The 17,450-nt window shown below is 67.7% G+C and carries 17 protein-coding genes; all 17 read right to left on the bottom strand.

From position 1 onward, the window contains the following. Window positions 1-119: 119 nt before the first annotated feature. The 17 genes from E9232_RS19120 to nuoH all read right to left on the bottom strand — a co-directional run bounded on the left by E9232_RS19120 (window position 120) and on the right by nuoH (window position 17,442). Window positions 120-1,382, bottom strand: a complete 1,263-nt coding sequence (locus E9232_RS19120; RefSeq protein WP_309796401.1) for a lipoprotein-releasing ABC transporter permease subunit — start codon at window positions 1,380-1,382, stop codon at window positions 120-122. 10 nt (window positions 1,383-1,392) lie between these two features. Continuing rightward, a complete protein-coding gene (locus E9232_RS19115) occupies window positions 1,393-2,085 on the bottom strand; it encodes an ABC transporter ATP-binding protein (protein WP_309796399.1) in 693 nt (230 codons plus the stop codon). A gap of 7 nt (window positions 2,086-2,092) precedes the next feature. After that, window positions 2,093-3,349: a lipoprotein-releasing ABC transporter permease subunit gene (locus tag E9232_RS19110; protein WP_309796397.1), complete on the bottom strand. Its 1,257-nt coding sequence runs from the start codon at window positions 3,347-3,349 to the stop codon at window positions 2,093-2,095. Between the two features lie 34 nt (window positions 3,350-3,383). After that, window positions 3,384-4,697: a proline--tRNA ligase gene (gene proS / locus E9232_RS19105; RefSeq protein ID WP_309796395.1), complete on the bottom strand. Its 1,314-nt coding sequence runs from the start codon at window positions 4,695-4,697 to the stop codon at window positions 3,384-3,386. A gap of 533 nt (window positions 4,698-5,230) precedes the next feature. Continuing rightward, a complete protein-coding gene (locus E9232_RS19100; protein WP_309796393.1) occupies window positions 5,231-5,806 on the bottom strand; it encodes a DNA-3-methyladenine glycosylase I in 576 nt (191 codons plus the stop codon). After that, window positions 5,785-6,051, bottom strand: a complete 267-nt coding sequence (locus tag E9232_RS19095; protein WP_309796391.1) for a DUF1467 family protein — start codon at window positions 6,049-6,051, stop codon at window positions 5,785-5,787. The genes E9232_RS19100 and E9232_RS19095 overlap by 22 nt, the downstream gene beginning before the upstream one ends. Before the next feature lie 91 nt (window positions 6,052-6,142). Continuing rightward, on the bottom strand, window positions 6,143-6,547 hold the full coding sequence (mce, locus tag E9232_RS19090; protein ID WP_309796389.1) for a methylmalonyl-CoA epimerase: 405 nt from the start codon (window positions 6,545-6,547) through the stop codon (window positions 6,143-6,145). Between the two features lie 157 nt (window positions 6,548-6,704). Then, window positions 6,705-8,303 (bottom strand): ribonuclease J, encoded by a 1,599-nt coding sequence (locus E9232_RS19085; RefSeq protein ID WP_309796387.1) that lies wholly within the window; start codon window positions 8,301-8,303, stop codon window positions 6,705-6,707. Window positions 8,304-8,398: 95 nt separating this feature from the next. Next, entirely contained in the window at window positions 8,399-9,184 is a 786-nt protein-coding gene (locus tag E9232_RS19080) for a type III pantothenate kinase (RefSeq protein WP_309796385.1), read from the bottom strand. A gap of 1 nt (window position 9,185) precedes the next feature. Further along, window positions 9,186-9,929 (bottom strand): biotin--[acetyl-CoA-carboxylase] ligase, encoded by a 744-nt coding sequence (locus E9232_RS19075; protein WP_309796383.1) that lies wholly within the window; start codon window positions 9,927-9,929, stop codon window positions 9,186-9,188. After that, window positions 9,929-11,383 carry an NADH-quinone oxidoreductase subunit NuoN gene (nuoN, locus tag E9232_RS19070; protein ID WP_374710636.1) on the bottom strand — a complete coding sequence of 485 codons (1,455 nt, stop codon included), beginning with the start codon at window positions 11,381-11,383 and terminating at the stop codon, window positions 9,929-9,931. The genes E9232_RS19075 and nuoN overlap by 1 nt, the downstream gene beginning before the upstream one ends. An 18-nt stretch (window positions 11,384-11,401) precedes the next feature. Further along, window positions 11,402-12,922, bottom strand: coding sequence for an NADH-quinone oxidoreductase subunit M (locus E9232_RS19065; protein ID WP_309796381.1), 1,521 nt, complete (start codon window positions 12,920-12,922; stop codon window positions 11,402-11,404). 9 nt (window positions 12,923-12,931) lie between these two features. After that, window positions 12,932-14,878, bottom strand: coding sequence for an NADH-quinone oxidoreductase subunit L (gene nuoL, locus E9232_RS19060; protein WP_309796380.1), 1,947 nt, complete (start codon window positions 14,876-14,878; stop codon window positions 12,932-12,934). Between the two features lie 10 nt (window positions 14,879-14,888). After that, entirely contained in the window at window positions 14,889-15,197 is a 309-nt protein-coding gene (gene nuoK / locus E9232_RS19055; protein WP_309796378.1) for an NADH-quinone oxidoreductase subunit NuoK, read from the bottom strand. Window positions 15,198-15,201: 4 nt separating this feature from the next. Then, on the bottom strand, window positions 15,202-15,810 hold the full coding sequence (locus tag E9232_RS19050) for an NADH-quinone oxidoreductase subunit J (RefSeq protein WP_309796376.1): 609 nt from the start codon (window positions 15,808-15,810) through the stop codon (window positions 15,202-15,204). Between the two features lie 123 nt (window positions 15,811-15,933). Beyond that, the gene (nuoI, locus tag E9232_RS19045; protein WP_309796374.1) at window positions 15,934-16,422 is read right to left on the bottom strand and encodes an NADH-quinone oxidoreductase subunit NuoI; all 489 of its coding nucleotides are present in this window, start codon (window positions 16,420-16,422) and stop codon (window positions 15,934-15,936) included. A gap of 12 nt (window positions 16,423-16,434) precedes the next feature. Further along, window positions 16,435-17,442 (bottom strand): NADH-quinone oxidoreductase subunit NuoH, encoded by a 1,008-nt coding sequence (gene nuoH, locus E9232_RS19040; RefSeq protein ID WP_309796372.1) that lies wholly within the window; start codon window positions 17,440-17,442, stop codon window positions 16,435-16,437. Window positions 17,443-17,450 lie beyond the last annotated feature (8 nt).

Genomic DNA, 17,450 nt, shown 5'->3' with positions numbered 1-17,450 from the left:
ATTGCGAGGAGGCGAAGCCGACGAAGCAATCCATGGTGCCGGTGCGCGTGGCCCTGGATTGCTTCGCTGCGCTCGCAATGACGGTGTTGGGATGTCTTAAAAGCTCTCGCGGGGCGGGATCACTCGTACCGCAGGGCCTCCACGGGATCGAGCCGCGCGGCCCGCCAGGCCGGGTAGATCGAGGCCAGGAAGGACAGGGCCAGCGCCATGCCGCAGACCAGCAGCACCTCGCCGGCGTTGATCTCGGTCGGGATCCGGGTCAGGGAGTACTGCTTGGGATCGAAGATGACCATGCCGGTCAGGCTCTGCAGCCCCTGGCGGATCGGCTCGAGGTTGTCAGCCAGCGCGACGCCGAGGCCCAGGCCGACCAGGGTGCCCACCGCGCCGATGATGGCGCCGGTCATGAAGAAGATGCGCAGGATGGCCCCGCGCGTGGCGCCCATGGTGCGCAGGATGGCGATGTCGCCGCCCTTGTCCTTCACCAGCATGATCAGGCTGGAGATGATGTTGAACGCGGCCACCAGCACGATCAGCGACAGGATGACGAAGATGACGTTGCGCTGGCCCTCGACGATGTCGAGATAGCCGGCCAGCGCCTGCTGCCAGTCGAAGAAGCGGAAGCCGGGCCCGGTGGCCTGCTGCAGCGGGTCGCGCAGCGCCGCGATCCGGTCGGGGTCGCGCACGAACAGGTCGAGCCGGGTGACCCCGCCGCCCATCTGCAGGAGGGATTGCGCCGCTTCCAGCGGCATCACCGCGACACCCGAATCGAATTCGTAGAGGCCGGCCTCGAAGATCGCGACCACGGTGAAGGCCTTGACCTTCGGCGAGCTGTCCGGGGCGGCCTCGCCCTGCCCTGTCGACCCCGCGCCCGGGGCCAGCAGGGTGATGCGGCCGCCGAGGCCGACGCCGAGCTTGTCCGCCAGCGCCTTGCCGATCGCCACCGCCTCAGTGCCGGCGAAGGCGCCGGGGGACTGGATCTGCAGGTCGCGGGCGATCAGCGGCCGGGCCAGGAAGTCCTCCGGCCGCTCGCCGCGGATCTGGACGCCGGCCGAGGCGCTGCCGGCGCTGGCCAGGGCCATGCCCTGGATCACCGGCAGCACCTGGGTGACGCCGTCGACCCCGCGCAGCCGCCCGGCCACCGGTGCGTAGTCGGTGATCTCGCTCTGGCCCAGGGCGTAGATACTGACATGGGCGTTGAGGCCGAGGAAGCGGGCCAGGAGCTCGGTGCGGAAGCCGTTCATCACGGAGGTGACGGTGATTAGCGTGGCAACGCCGAGCACGATGCCGAGCAGCGAGAACCCGGCGATGACCGAGACGAAGCCCTGCTTGCGGCGGGCCCGGAGGTAGCGGAAGGCGACGGTGCGTTCGAAGGCGTTGAACATGCGGGCGCCCCTACTGCCCAACCAGCACGCCGTCGCGCATCTCGACCACGCGGTCCATCCGCGACGCCAGGTCGAGGTTGTGGGTGGCGATCAGGGCGCCGACGCGGGTCGACCGCACCACTTCGACCAGCATCTCGAACACAGCCTCGGCGGTGCTGTGGTCGAGGTTGCCGGTCGGCTCGTCGGCGATCAGCACCTTCGGCGCATTGGCCAGCGCCCGGGCGATGGCGACGCGCTGCTGCTCGCCGCCCGACAGCTGGGCCGGGCGATGGTCGAGCCGGGCGGCCAGGCCGACCCGGGCCAGCAGGTCCCGCCCCCGCTGCCGCGCCGCCGGCCGCGCCGCGCCGGCGATCATCTGCGGCAGCACCACGTTCTCGATCGCGCTGAACTCGGGCAGCAGGTGGTGGAACTGGTAGACGAAGCCGATGGCGGAGCGGCGCAGCGCCGTGCGCGGCCCGTCGCCTAGCCCGTCGCAGCGCTGGCCGGCGACGGTGATGGTGCCGCCGTCCGGCCGCTCCAGCAGCCCGGCGATGTGCAGCAGGGTCGACTTGCCGGCACCGCTGGGGCCGACCAGGGCCACGATCTCGCCCGCGGCGATCGACAGGTCGGCGCCGCGCAGCACGTCGAGCCGGGTCTCGCCCTGCTGGAAGCTGCGGCGGATGCCCTCGAGGCGCAGCACGTCGGCGGTGGGGGCAGCGGTCATGGCGGCGTCACTCATAGCGCAGGGCCTCCACCGGATCGAGCCGGGCCGCCCGCCAGGCCGGGAAGATCGAGGCCAGGAAGGTCAGGCCGACGGCCAGCAGGCAGACCCAGACGACCTGGCCGGCATCGACCCGCGCGGGAAGCTGGGCGATGAAGCTGAATTCGGCGGCGAAGGTCTCGGGGCCCAGCACGCCCTGCAGCCAGGCACGGATGGCGTCGACATTGGCGGCCAAGGCGAGGCCGAGGGCCAGGCCTGCGGCGGTGCCGACCAGGCCGATGGTGGCCCCGGTCAGGAAGAAGATGCGCAGGATGGCGCCGCGGGTGGCGCCCATGGTGCGCAGGATGGCGATGTCGCTGCCCTTGTCCTTCACCAGCATGACCAGGCTGGAGACGATGTTGAACGCCGCCACCAGGATGATCAGGGTCAGGATGATGAACATGACGTTGCGCTCGACCTGCAGCGCCGTGAAGATCGTGGCGTTGGCGTCGCGCCAGTCCGACACCTGGAGGTCCGGCCCCGCGGCCTGGGCCACCGCGGCGCGGACGGCATCGAGCCGCTCCGGGTCGGCGACGAACAGCTCGAGGCCGCCGGCCTGCCCCTTCATCTGAAACAGCAGCTGCGCCGCCTCCAGCGGCATGTAGACCGTGGCGGAATCATATTCCGGCCGGCCGGTGCTGAAGATCCCGGCGATCACATAGGTCTTCGACCGCGGCACCGACCCGAAGGCGGTGCGGTTGAAATGCGGCGTCACCAGCGTCAGCTCGTCGCCGACGCGGACGCCGAACTGCCCGGCCAGGCCGCTGCCGATCGCGATCGCATCGGTGCCCGAGAAATCCTCCGGCTTGTCGATGTACAGCGACTTGGCGATCGCGGGTCGATTCAGGAAATCCGCTGGCTCCACCCCGCGCACCGCCGCATAGGCCGCGCCCTGCAGCGAGGAGTCGCGGCTGACCAGCGCCTGGTCCTGGATCACCGGCGTCACCCGCAGGACGCCCGGCACCTGCCGCAGCTTGTCGGCCAGCGGGCCATAGTCCGGCAGCCCGGCGCCGGCTTTGGCGGTAACGCTGAGATGGCCGTCGAGGCCCAGCACGCGCTGCACCAGCTGGGCGCGGAAGCCGTTCATCACCGACATGACGATGATCAGCGTCGCCACGCCCAGCAGGATGCCGACCAGCGAAAAGCCGGCGATGACCGAGATGAAGCCTTCCTTCCGGCGGGCCCGAAGGTAGCGGAAGGCGACGGTCCGTTCGAAGGCGTTGAACATGCGGGGGCCAGCGGGTCGGGGGCGCGGCGCGGGATCAGCCCTTGATCCGCGCCACCACCGCGTCGAGCGGCAGCTCCAGCTTTTCGCCGGTGGCGCGGCGCTTGATCTCGGCCACGCCGGAGGCGGCGCCGCGCGGCCCGATCACCACCTGCCAGGGCAGGCCGATCAGGTCCATCTGGGCGAACTTGGCGCCTGCCCGCTCGTCGCGGTCGTCATAGAGCGGGTCGAGGCCGGCGGCCTGGAAGCGCTGGTACAGGTCCTGGGCCGCGGCGTCGCAGGCGGCGTCACCCGGCTTCAGGTTGATCAGCCCGACATCGAAGGGCGCCACCGCATCCGGCCAGATGATGCCGGCTTCGTCATGGCTGGCCTCGATGATCGCACCCGCCAGGCGCGACACGCCGATGCCGTAGCTGCCCATCTCGACCGGGCGCTGCACGCCGTCCGGCCCGGCGACCTGGGCGTTCATCGCGGCGGAGTACTTGGTGCCGAAATAGAAGATGTGGCCGACCTCGATGCCGCGCCGGGTTTGCAGCTCGGCAACCGGCACCGGGCACTTCGCGGGATCGTGCATCTCGTCGGCCGCGGCGTAGAGGCCGGTGACGCGGTCGACGAAGGCCGCCAGGTCGTCGTCGGGGCCGAGCTGCCGCGCCTCGGTGTCCAGCTCCAGCAGGCGCGGGTCGACATAGACCTGGCTCTCGCCGGTCTCGGCCAGGATCTGGAACTCGTGGCTGAGGTCGCCGCCGATCGGCCCGGTGTCGGCCTTCACCGGCACGGCCTTCAGCCCGAGGCGGGCGAAGGTGCTGAGATAGCAGACGAAGAACTTGTTGTAAGACGTTCTGGCGGCTTCGTAATCGACGTCGAAGCTATAGGCGTCCTTCATCAGGAACTCGCGGCCGCGCATGACGCCGAAGCGGGGGCGCACCTCGTCCCGGAACTTCCACTGGATGTGGTACAGCAGCTGCGGCAGCTGCTTGTAGCTCTTCACCGACGACCGGAAGATGTCGGTGATCATCTCCTCATTGGTCGGCCCGAACAGCATGTCGCGATCGTTGCGGTCGCGGATGCGCAGCATCTCCTTGCCGTAGTCGTCGTAGCGGCCGCTCTCGCGCCACAGATCGGCCGGCTGGATCGTCGGCATCAGCAGTTCCTGGCAGCCGAAGCGGTCCTGCTCCTCGCGCACCACCTGCTCGATCTTCTTCAGCACCCGATAGCCCAGCGGCAGCCACGCATAGATGCCGGCCGCCTGCTGGCGGATCATGCCAGCGCGCAGCATCAGGCGATGCGACACGATCTGCGCTTCGCTGGGATTCTCCTTCAGGGTGGGCAGGAAGAACTGGGACAGGCGCATCGAGCGGGGCTTCCGTCTGGACCGGGGAGTGGCAACACAGGCGCGCGACTTTAGGGAAGGACCGCCGGCCTGTCCATGCGGGCTTCGCGGCGGCGCCCGCCCCATCGCCCGCCACCGGTCCTCCCGGTTCGCGGTGCGGCGATGCCTCATCCCTGCTCAATCGCCCAGCGAATGACCTGCCGCCTTTCGGGACCAAAAACCGCTCTTCGGCCACCGATGGGATTTCCGTCCGAGTCCGCCAAATCGTCCTCATCCCGCACCTGAATTCGCCCTGATCTGGGGGCATGGGCGCCATGCGATTCTGCGTGACAGCCCCATTTTTCCTCGCTAAGGTCCGCCTCGCCTGACCAAAAGAATCGAAAAGGGCAGGCCCGAGTTTAGGGAGGAAACTGTCGGGAGTGCCGGAGAAGCGTCAGCTTCCCGGTGACAAAAAATAAGACAGGTTTCGTGCGGCAGGCGCTTCGGCCCTGCCGTTTTTTTATGCATGAACACGTGTGCCGCGACATTCGGCAGACGGCGCCCGTTGCGGCGGATCAGGCCCCTCGCCGCCAGGGCGGGTCGAGTTTCAGGATCTCGGCGTAGACCGGGCAGCCGGCATGGTGGGTGCCGCGCAGATAGCCCAGGCTCATCAGGAATTCGTTGACGATCTCGCCGCCGGTGAAGCGGAAGGTCTGCTTGAACAGCTTCACCCATTCCGCCTTCGCCAGGGGGTGGTGCGCGTCGATCCAGGCGGCGAAGCTGCCATGGCTGGCGCGGATCGCCTGCAGCCGCTTGGCGTTCTCGATCGCGGCATCCACCTTCAGCCGGTTGCGGACGATGCCGGCATCGGCCAGCAGCCGGGCACGGTCGGCGTCGTCGAACGCGGCGACCTTGTCGATGTCGTAGCCGGCATAGGCGCGGCGGAAGCCCTCGCGCTTCTTCAGCATCAGGCCCCAGGACAGGCCGGCCTGGTTGATCTCCAGGATCAGCCGCTCGAACAGCACCGCGTCGTCGCGGGCGGGGAAGCCGTATTCGGTGTCGTGATAGGCCTTGTGGAGCGGGTCGGTGCCGGCGAAGGCGCAGTAGCTCTTCTCCGGCGCCGGGTCCTTCACTGCTGCGACGACGTCCATGTTGCGGCCCAATCCCGGAAGGAGAACACGTTCTCGGTGATCAGAATGTTGATGATCACCCATAGCACGATGCTGATCGCGGTGGTGATCAGCACCTTGCGCAGCAGCCGGGGATTGCTCGGCGCCCCGACCTGGTGGCCCGGCTGCACATTGTCGACCTCGGGCCGCACGCCGAAAGGCAGGACCATGAAGATCACGGTCCACCAGATGATGACGAAGACGACGAAGCCGCTGAACAAACCCATGCCGAACCCTCCCGGACCTTACCGGCCCTGCTTACCCGTCCGGCGCGCCGGGATACATGGGGCTTTTCGTCATGCCCGACCTTGGCCGGCCCTAGACCTGCTCGATCTCGGTCAGCGTGCCGACGAGGTCGGCCGGGTGCAGGAACAGCACCGGCTTGCCATGGGCGCCGATCCTGGGTTCGCCGTCGCCGAGCACGCGTAGGCCAGCCGCCACCAGCCGGTCGCGCGCCGCCAGGATGTCGTCGACCTCGTAGCAGAGATGGTGGATGCCGCCCTTCGGGTTGCGCTCCAGGAACTTCGCGATCGGCGAGTCGGCGCCCAGCGGGTGCAGCAGCTCGATCTTGGTGTTCGGCAGCACCACGAAGACCGTGGTCACGCCGTGCTCCGGCAGGTCGGTCGGCGCCGACACCTCGGCGCCCAGCGTCTCGCCGTACAGGTGCGTCGCCGCCGCCAGGTCGGGCACGGCGATGGCGACATGGTTGAGCCGGCCGATCATGATGCGGTCCCTCGCATGGCTGCTTCCTGGGTTCTATACCCTTGTCATGCCACGGCTTGACCGTGGCATCCAGGGGCGGCCAGAGCGGCTCTTCGTGGCCCCTGGATTGCCCGGTCAAGCCGGGCAATGACAGGACGAGGAAGAGGTTCCCCTTCCCTCACAACCGGATCAGGTGCACCTCGGTGACCGGCTTCTTGCCGTGCCAGCTGCGGATCGTGCGCCGCACCGTGACCCGGGCGGTCTCGCTGATCGCCGAATCGTCGTTGCGCTGGGCCCGCGGCAGGTTCTGGATGGCGCCGCGCACCTCCTCCGCCACCTCGGCCTCGCTCTCGGCCAAATCCTCGGCGTCCTCGATGCCAAGCAGCGCCACCTTGGGATCGGCGGCCAGGCGGCCGTCGCGGTCCAGCACCAGGGTAATGACCGCGGCGCCATTGTGGATGATGCGCTGGCGGTCGCGGATCGCTTCGCCGTCCAGCGGCACCAGATGGTGCCCGTCCAGCGCCAGGCGGCCGTGCTCGACATTGTCGACGATCTCGGCCGGCCCGGGCGCCAGGCGGATCAGGGCGCCGTTGTGCGGCACCAGCGTCTCCGACACCTGCCCCTCGCGGGCCAGCGCCGCATGGGCCTGCATGTGCCGCTCCTCACCATGCACCGGCACCACGATCTTCGGCTTCAGCCACTGGTAGAGCGTGGTCAGCTCGTCCCGCGCCGGATGGCCGGAGCAATGCACCATGGCATCGTCCGGGGTCAGCAGGGTGACGCCCTGGGCCACCAGCGCGTTCTGCACCCGGCCGATCGCCTTCTCGTTGCCCGGGATCTCGCGGGCCGAGAAGATCACCGTGTCGCCGGCCTCCAGCGTGATGTGCGGGTGGCTGTCGCTGGCGATGCGCGACAGGGCCGAGCGCGGCTCGCCCTGGCTGCCGGTGCAGATCAGCACGATCTTGTCGCGCGGGATGTAGCCGAACTGGTCCTCGCGGATGAACGGCTCGGGCAGCTTGGTCATGTAGCCGGTGCTCTGCGCCGCCTCCATGATCTTCCACAGCGACCGGCCGACCAGGGCGCAGTGCCGACCGGCCTTCTGCGCCGCCAGCACCACGCTGTGGATGCGGGCGACGTTGGACGAGAAGCAGGTGACCACGACGCGGTTCTTCTGGGCGGCGATCACGGCGGCAAGGCCCTCGCGCACCTCCTCCTCGGAGGCGGAGCGGCCGGGGGTCAGCGCGTTGGTGCTGTCGCCCATCACCGCGACCACGCCCTCTTCGCCCAGTCGGCGCAGCTTGGCCTCGTCGTAGGACGCGCCGACCTGCGGCGCCGGGTCGAGCTTCCAGTCGCCGGTGTGGACAATGTTGCCGTGCTTGGTGCGGATCACCAGCGCGCTCGGCTCCGGCACCGAATGGGTCATGGTGATGAAGCCGACGCCGAACGGGCCGATCTGGACGTCGCCGCCCAGCGGCACCTCGATGATCTTCACCTGGTCGGCATAGTCGGTCTCGCGCAGCTTGATGCGCAGCACCGCGGCGGTGAAGGGCGTGGCGTAGATCGGGCAGCGCAGGTCGGGCCACAGATGGGTGATGGCGCCCACATGGTCCTCATGGGCATGGGTGATGACCATGCCGACCAGGTCGTCGCGCCGCCGCTCGATGAAGGCCGGGTCCGGCAGGATCAGGTCGACGCCCGGCACCGAATCATCGGCGAAGGTGACCCCGCAATCGACCATCAGCCAATGGCCGTCATGGCCGTAGAGGTACATGTTCATCCCGATCTCGCCCGCACCTCCGAGCGGAAGAAAGTAAAGGGCGTCGTCGGGCCGCGAAATCGGGGTCCGGGAGGTGCTGGTCGCGGATGAGAAGCTCATGCTGTGGTGTTTCGCTCGTAGATAAGGCGCAGTCCGCGCAGGGTCAGTTCACTGTCGATGTGGTCGATCATATGGGTCGCCTGAGCGAAAACGCTACCAAGGCCGCCGGTGGTGATCACGGTGACGGGGGGCGTGCCGGTCGGCGACAGCTCCGCCTTGATCCGGGTGATCAGCCCTTCGATCATGCTGAGGTAGCCCCAGAACATGCCGGATTGCATGGCGCTGATGGTGCCGTGGCCGATGACATGCTCCGGCCGCACGATCTCGACCTTGGGCAGCTGGGCCGCCACCTTGTGCAGGGCGTCGAGCGCCAGCTGCGGGCCCGGGGCGATGATGCCCCCGACGAAGTCGCCATCGGCGTTGACCACGTCGAAGGTGGTGCCGGTGCCGATGTCGACCACGATCAGCGGCGGCTTGTAGGCGGCGCCGGCCGACACGGCGTTGACCAGGCGGTCGGCCCCGGCCTCGCGCGGGTTCAGCAGCAGGTTGCGGATGCCGAGCTCGACGTCGGGGTCGCCGACCCGCATCGGGTCAGTGCCGAAATGGTCGCGGCACAGCTTGGCCAGGTTGAAGGTCGCGGCCGGGACCACGCTGGACAGGATCGAGCGGGTGACGTCGATCGGCCGCAGCCCGCGCATCGCCATCAGCGAGACCAGCCACACGGCGTATTCGTCGGAGGTGCGGCGGCTGTCGGTGGCGATGCGCCACTGGCCCTTCTGCTGCGCCCCGTCGAACACGGCGAAGACGATGTTGGTGTTGCCCGCGTCGATGGCGAGAAGCATCTCAGCCGCTCCCGAAGAAGACGTCGCCCGCGGTGATGCTGTGCCGCCCGCGCTCGGTGCGCAAGATCAGAGCGCCGCTGGGGTCGATGTGCTCGAACACGCCCTCCAGCGTCTCGTGCTCCAGCCGCACCCGGATGCGGGCGCCGAGGCCGACGGCGCGCTCCAGCCAGGCGGCCCGGGTGGCGTCGAAGCCCTGGTCCCGCCACTCCGCCAGGCGCCGCTCCAGCGCCTCGGCATAGCGCGCCAGCACCGCCTCGACCGTGGCTCCGGGCGCGCCGGCGGCGTGCAGGTCGGTGGCGTGGTAGTCGGCCAGTTCAGGGTGGTGGGCGATGTTCATGCCGGTGCCGGCGACGATCCAGTCGACCGTCCTGTCCGGCGCCACCGCCGCCTCCAGCAGGATGCCGGCCAGCTTGTCGCCGGCGATCTGCAGGTCGTTCGGCCATTTCAGCTTCGGCTCGACCCCGAAGCTCGCCGCCGCATCGGCCAGGGCGACGCCGACCACGAAGGTCAGCTCGCCCGCCCGGGCGAAGGGCAGGTCCGGCCGCAGGATGGTCGAGCAGTAGAGGTTGCCTTCCGGCGAGGCCCAACCGCGGCCGCGGCGGCCCCTGCCCGTCTCCTGCCGCCTGGCCCAGACGATGGTGCCGTGGCCGGCGCCCGCCGCGGCAAGCGCCCGCGCCTCGTCATTGGTGCTGCCGACGCTGTCGCGCGCGTCGAGCTGCCAGCCTTGCGGCAGGGAGACGGTCATCAACCCCCGAACAGACTGGCCGCAGCCGCCTGGGCCGCGCCGGTCAGCGGCGCCGGCAGGATCCAGAAGAAGACGATGAACAGCGTCGCGACCGCCAGGATCGACGGCAGCGCCGCACCCGCCGGCTTGTCGAAGGCGATCTTCGGGTCCTCGAAGTACATCACCCGGATGACGCGCAGGTAGTAGTAGGCCGACACCACGCTCGACACCACGCCGATCACCGCCAGGATGATGAAGCCGGTGGTGCCCTGGGCGATCACCGCGCGGAACACGTAGAGCTTGGCAAAGAACCCGGCCAGCGGCGGGATGCCGGCCATCGAGAACATCATGATGACCAGGGCGAAGGCGGTGCCCGGGTTGGACTTGCCGAGGCCGGCGAGGTCCTGGATGCCCTCAACCGCCTTGCCGTCCACCCGCATCGACAGGATCACGGCGAAGGTGCCGATGCTCATGGCGACATAGATCGAGAGGTAGACGATGACCGCGGTGATGCCGTCCGGCGTGCCGGCGGCGAGGCCCAGCAGGGCGAAGCCGACATGGCCGATCGAGGAATAGGCCATCAGCCGCTTGACGTTGGTCTGCGCGATCGCGGCGAAGGCGCCGAGGATCATCGACAGCGCCGAGGCCACGACGATGATCTGCTGCCACTGGCTGGTCAGGTGGCCGAAGGGTTCGACCAGGACGCGGACGAACAGCGCCATGGCGGCGACCTTGGGCGCCACCGCGAAGAAGGCGGTGACCGGGGTCGGCGCCCCCTCATAGACGTCGGGCGTCCACATGTGGAACGGCACGGCCGAGACCTTGAAGGCCAGGCCGGCGCAGATGAAGACGATGCCGATGATGACGCCCATCGACGCCAGCTGCCCGGCCGGCAGGGCCTGGGCCAGCCCGTCGAAGGCGACGGTGCCGGTGAAGCCGTAGACCAGCGAGGCGCCGTACAGCAGCATGCCCGAGGACAGGGCGCCGAGGACGAAGTACTTCAGCCCGGCCTCGCTCGACCGCTCCGAATCCCGGTTGAAGGCGGCGACGACGTAGAGCGCGAGGCTCTGCAGCTCAAGCCCGAGATAGAGGGCGATCAGGCTGTTGGCGCTGACCATCAGCAGCATGCCGAGCGTCGCCAGCACGAACAGCACCGGGAACTCGAAGCGCGACATGTTCTCGTGCTCGAGATAGTCGAGCGACAGGATCAGGGCCAGCGACGACCCAACCAGCACCAGGATCTTCATGAACACGGCGAAGCCGTCGGTCACGAACATGCCGTTGAAGGTCAGCACCCGGCCCTGCGGCCCCATCACCAGCAGCGCGGCGGTGATGATGAAAGACATAACCGCCAGCGCCGCGACGATGCGGGTCGACTTCTCGCCGAGGAACACGCCGATCAGCAGCAGCGCCAGGCCGGCGCAGGCCAGGAAGATTTCCGGCAGGGCCGGCATCAGGTCTGGAAGAGACACCATGGCGATCGGATCCCCGGCTCAGCGGACGGCCACCGCGACCGCGGCGGCGCGGCCGAGATCGGTGTGGTATTGGGTGATCAGGTGGTCGACCGAGACCGACATCACGTTCAGGAAGCTGGAGGGGTAGATGCCCATCCACAGGACGACGATGGTCAGCGGCACGAAGATCGCGATCTCGCGCGGGCTGAGGTCCTTCATCTTCCGCACATCCTCGCGCGTGATCTCGCCGAAGATGACCTTGCGGTACAGGAGCAGCATGTAGGTGGCGCCCAGCACCAGTCCGGTGGCGACCAGGGTCCCGACCCAGGTGTTGGCCTGGAACAGGCCGGTCAGGATCAGGAACTCGCCGACAAAGCCCGAAGTGGCCGGCAGGCCGACCGAGCCCAGCAGCATGATCATGAAGAACACGGCGTATTTCGGCATGTTCTTGGCCAGGCCGCCGTAGCGCGCGATCTCGCGGGTGTGCAGCCGGTCATAGACCACGCCGACGCAGAGGAAGAGCGCCGAGGACACCACGCCGTGGCTGAGCATCTGGAAGATCGAGCCTTCCATGCCCTGCTGGGTCAGCGAGAACATGCCGGCGGTGACGAAGCCCATATGCGCGATCGAAGAATAGGCGATCATCTTCTTCATGTCCTCCTGCGCCAGGGCGACCAGGGAGGTGTAGATGACCGCGACGATCGACAGGCCGTAGACCAGCGGCGTCAGCAGCGCCGTCGCCTCCGGCAGCATCGGGATCGAGAAGCGCAGGAAGCCGTAGCCGCCCATCTTCAGCAGCACGCCGGCCAGGATCACCGACCCCGCGGTCGGCGCCTCGACATGGGCGTCCGGCAGCCAGGTGTGCACCGGCCACATCGGCACCTTCACGGCGAAGGACGCGAACATGGCGAGCCACAGCCAGATCTGCATGTGGTAGCCGAAATCGGTGGCCAGCAGCGTCGGGATGTCGGTGGTGCCGGCCTGGACGTACATCGCCAGCAGCGCCACCAGCATCAAGACCGAGCCGAGCAGCGTGAACAGGAACAGCTTGAAGGCGGCGTAGATCCGGCGCTCGCCCGAGCCCCAGATGCCGATGATCACGAACATCGGGATCAGCACGCCTTCGAAGAAGACGTAGAACAGCACGTAGTCGAGCGCGCTGAACATGCCGATCATCATGGTCTCGAGGATCAGGAACGAGACCATGTACTCCTTCACCCGGCTGTGGATGCTCTCCCAGCTGGCGAGGATGCAGATCGGCATCAGGAAGGCCGACAGGACCACGAACAGCACCGAAATGCCGTCGACGCCCATGTGGTAGGAGATGTTGAGGTCCGGGAACCACGCCAGCTTCTCTTCCATCTGGAAGCCGACCACGGACGGGTCGAACCCGATCCAGACGGCGACCGAGAGGGCGAAGGTGACCAGCGTGGTCCACAGCGCGACCCAGCGCGCGGTGGCGGCCACCGCGGCGTCGTTGCCGCGGGCCAGCAGGAGGATGAGACCCGCGCCGACCAGCGGCAGGAAGGTCACGAGCGAGAGGATCGGCCAGTTACCCATGGGTGCTGCTCACATCCGGCCGGCGAAGACGTACCAGGAGACCAGCGCGACCACGCCGATCACCATGACGAAGGCGTAGTGGTAGACGTAGCCGCTTTCAAACCGGCTGGCCTTGCGGGCGATGCCGACCGAGGTGGCGGCGATGCCGTCCGGCCCGAGCCGGTCGATGATCGCCCCGTCGCCGCCCTTCCACAGGGCCCGGCCGATGACAAAGGCCGGCTTGACGAACAGCGCGTCATAGATCTCGTCGAAGTACCATTTGCGGAAGAACAGCTGGTACAGCGGCTTGAACGCGCCGGCGATGGCCCCCGGCAGCGACGGCATCTTGATGTAGAACAGCCAGGACAGGGCCAGCCCGACCAGGCCGGCGAACAGCGGCAGGAGGCCGACCCATTCCGGGCTGTGATGCGCGGCCTCGATGCTGTCGTGGCCATGCAGCACCAGGATCGCCTCGCGCCAGAAGCCCTCACGGCCTTCGCCGACGAAGACCTCGTAGCCGATGATGCCGGCCAGCACCGCGCCGACCGACAGCACGATCAGCGGGATCAGCATGACCGGCGGCGATTCATGCGCATGCTCCATCGTGTGATGGTCGGCGCGCGGCTTGCCGTGGAAGGTCAGGAACAGCAGGCGGCCGCTGTAGAAGGCCGTCATCAGCGCGGCGATCACGCCGAGCCAGTAGGCGAAGACGCCGACGCCGGTGTGGGCGCTCCACGCCGCCTCCAGGATCATGTCCTTGGAGTAGAAGCCGGCGAAGCCGAACACGCCGGGGATGCCGACACCGGCCAGCGCCAGGCTGCCGATCCACATCATGGCGTAGGTCGACGGGATCAGCTTCCAGATGCCGCCCATCTTGCGCATGTCCTGCTCGCCGCCCATGGCGTGGATCACTGAGCCGGCGCCGAGGAACAGCAGCGCCTTGAAGAAGGCGTGCGTCATCAGGTGGAAGATCGCCGCCTGGTAGGCCGAGACGCCGATGGCGAAGAACATGTAGCCGAGCTGGCTCATGGTCGAATAGGCGATGACCCGCTTGATGTCCCACTGGGTCAGGCCGATCGTCGCCGCGACGAAGGCGGTCAGCGCGCCGATGACGCAGACCACGGCCAGCGCGTCGGGCGCGTATTCGAACAGCGGCGACATCCGCGCCAGCATGAACACGCCGGCGGTGACCATGGTCGCGGCATGGATCAGGGCCGAGACCGGGGTCGGGCCCTCCATGGCGTCCGGCAGCCAGGTGTGCAGGCCGAGCTGGGCCGACTTGCCCATGGCGCCGACGAACAGCAGCAGGCTGGCGGTGGTCAGGGCCGGCAGGTCCATGCCGAGGAAGTTGATCCGCGCATCCACCAGATGCGGCGCCGCGGCGAAGATCTCCTCGTACCGCACGGTGCCGGTGATCTTGTAGACGGCGAAGATGCCGAGGGCGAAGCCGAAGTCGCCGACGCGGTTGACCAGGAAGGCCTTCACCGCCGCGGCGCGCGCGCTCTCCTTCTCATGCCAGAAGCCGATCAGGAGGTACGAGGCCAGGCCCACACCCTCCCAGCCGAAGAACAGCTGGACCAGGTTGTCCGCCGTCACCAGCATCAGCATGGCGAAGGTGAACAGGCTGAGATAGGCGAAGAAGCGCGGCTTGGAGTGGTCGTGCGACATGTAGCCGATCGAATAGACATGCACCATCGCGGAGACGGTGTTGACCACGATCAGCATCACGGCGGTGAGGGTGTCGAACTTCAGCGCCCAGTCGGCCACGAAGGTGCCGCTGTGGATCCACAGCAGCAGCGAGTGCGTGCGCTCGTGACCGCCGATGGCGACGTCGAAGAACAGCCACCAGGAGATGACCGCCGAGACGCAGACGCCGAGCGTCGTCACGGCCATCGAGGCGCGGTCGCCGATGAGGCGGCCGAACAGTCCTGCGATCAGGAAGCCGGCCAGCGGCAGGAAGATTGCGGCGATGTCCATCGGGGGCGCCTCAGCCCTTCATCATGTTGATGTCCTCAACCGCGATCGAGCCGCGGTTGCGGAAGTAGACGACGAGGATCGCGAGGCCGATCGCCGCTTCAGCGGCGGCGACGGTCAGCACGAACAGGGCGAAGACCTGGCCGACCAGGTCGCCGAGCGCGACCGAGAAGGCGACCAGGTTGATGTTGACCGCCAGCAGCATCAGCTCGATCGACATCAAGATGACGATCACGTTCTTCCGGTTGAGGAAGACGCCGAAGATGCCCAGCGTGAACAGGATCGCCGCGAGGACGAGGTAGTGGCCGAGTCCGATCGTCATAACGTCAGGCCCCTTCCCCAGTGCCGATCTTCTTGATCACCATCACCTCCTCGCGACGGCGCGAGAGCTGCTGCGAAATCACCTGGCGGCGGACGCCGGCGCGTTGGCGGTGGGTCAGCACGATCGCCCCGATCATCGCGACCAGGAGGACCAGGCCCGCCGCCTGGAACAGGTAGGCGTACTGGGTGTAGATCAGCCGGCCCAGCGCCTCGGTGTTGCTCAGCCCGGCAGGGTGGCCGCTGGCCGATGCCATGATCGAGACCGTTTCGCCGCGGATCGATCCGAACAGCAGGAACAGCTCGACCAGCAGCACCAGCCCGATCAGCGCGCCGACCGGCAGGTAGCGCAGGAAGCCGGCCCGCAGCTCGGCGAAGTTGACGTCCAGCATCATGACGACGAACAGGAACAGCACCGCGACCGCGCCGACATAGACGACGACCAGGATCATCGCCAGGAACTCCGCCCCGATCAGCACGAACAGCGCCGCCGCGTTGAAGAAGGCGAGGATCAGGAACAGCACCGAATGCACCGAGTTGCGCGCCGAGATCACCATCACGGCGGAGGCCACGGTGATCGCGGCGAACAGATAGAAGGCCAAGGCCTGGATGATCATCTCACGGTGCTCCCTGTCGTCCTTCCCGGACGCGCTAGGTCACGGTACCTGCCCCTCATGCGGCACCGCGCTCCTGTGGGGGAACGCGGAACCGGATTCGACATCGAGGTGGCGAAGCGGGTCTTACCGGTAAGGCGCATCGGCCGCAATGTTCGCGGCGATCTGCGCTTCCCACCGGTCCCCGTTCGCCAGCAGCTTTTCCTTGTTGTAGAACAGCTCCTCGCGCGTCTCGGTGGCGAACTCGAAGTTCGGCCCTTCGACGATCGCATCCACCGGGCAGGCCTCCTGGCACAGGCCGCAATAGATGCATTTGGTCATGTCGATGTCGTAGCGCGTGGTGCGGCGGCTGCCGTCGCCGCGCGGCTCGGCCTCGATGGTGATCGCCTGGGCCGGGCACACCGCCTCGCACAGCTTGCAGGCGATGCACCGCTCCTCGCCGCTGGGATAGCGGCGCAGCACGTGCTCACCGCGGAAGCGCGGGCTCAGCGGGCCCTTCTCGAACGGGTAGTTCAGCGTCGCCTTCTGCTTGAACATGTAGCTGAAGGTCAGGGCCAGGCCGCCCAGGATCTCCTTGAGCAGCAGGCTGCGTGCGGTGCGGTCGATGAACGCCATGGTCTCGGCCTCCTATTTCGGCAGCCAGCCGAAGGCGGTAAGGACGCCGGCGGTGATCACCACCCAGGCCAGCGAGAACGGGAGAAAGACCTTCCAGCCCAGACGCATCAGCTGGTCGTAGCGGAAGCGCGGCAGCGTCGCCCGGACCCAGATGAAGACGAACAGGCAGAAGCAGATCTTGAGGATGAACCAGATCGGCCCCGGCACCCAGGTGAAGGGCGCCACGCCGAACGGCGCCAGCCAGCCGCCGAGGAACAGGATCGAGGTCATCCCGCTCATCAGGATCATGTTGGCGTATTCGCCAAGGAAGAACAGCGCGTAGGTCATGGACGAGTATTCGACCATGAAGCCGCCGGTGATCTCCGACTCGCCCTCGGGCAGGTCGAACGGCGCGCGGTTGGTCTCGGCCAGCGCCGAGATGAAGAAGATCACGAACATCGGCAGCAGCGGGATGGCGAACCAGATGGTGTGCTGCGCCTTGACGATGTCGGAGAGGTTGAGCGAGCCGACGCAGAGCAGGACGGAGATCATCACGAAGCCGATCGAGACTTCGTAGGACACCATCTGCGCCGCCGACCGCAGGCCGCCGAGGAAGGCGTATTTCGAGTTCGAGGCCCAGCCGGCGATGATGATGCCGTAGACGCCGAGCGAGGAGATCGCGAACAGATAGAGGACGCCGACATTGATGTTGGCCAGCACCCAGCCGTCATCGAACGGGATCACCGCCCAGGCCACCAGGCTGAGGAAGAAGGTGATCATCGGCGCCAGGATGAACAGCATCCGGTTGGCGCCGGACGGGACGATCGTCTCCTTGCTCAGCAGCTTCACGCCGTCGGCGATCGGCTGCAGCAGGCCGAAGGGACCGACCACCATCGGGCCCTGGCGCAGCTGCATCGCCGCCATCACCTTGCGCTCGGCATAGGTCAGGTAGGCCACCGCGATGATCAGCGGCAGGATGATCGCGATGATCTGAAGGACGACGAGGATCGTCGGCCAGGCGTATCCGCTCCAGAAAGTCATGGCCGCCC

This window comes from Inquilinus ginsengisoli, from assembly GCF_031453975.1.
In the GTDB taxonomy this organism is placed as follows: domain Bacteria; phylum Pseudomonadota; class Alphaproteobacteria; order DSM-16000; family Inquilinaceae; genus Inquilinus; species Inquilinus ginsengisoli_A.
This window is presented reverse-complemented; position numbering and strand designations above follow the sequence as displayed.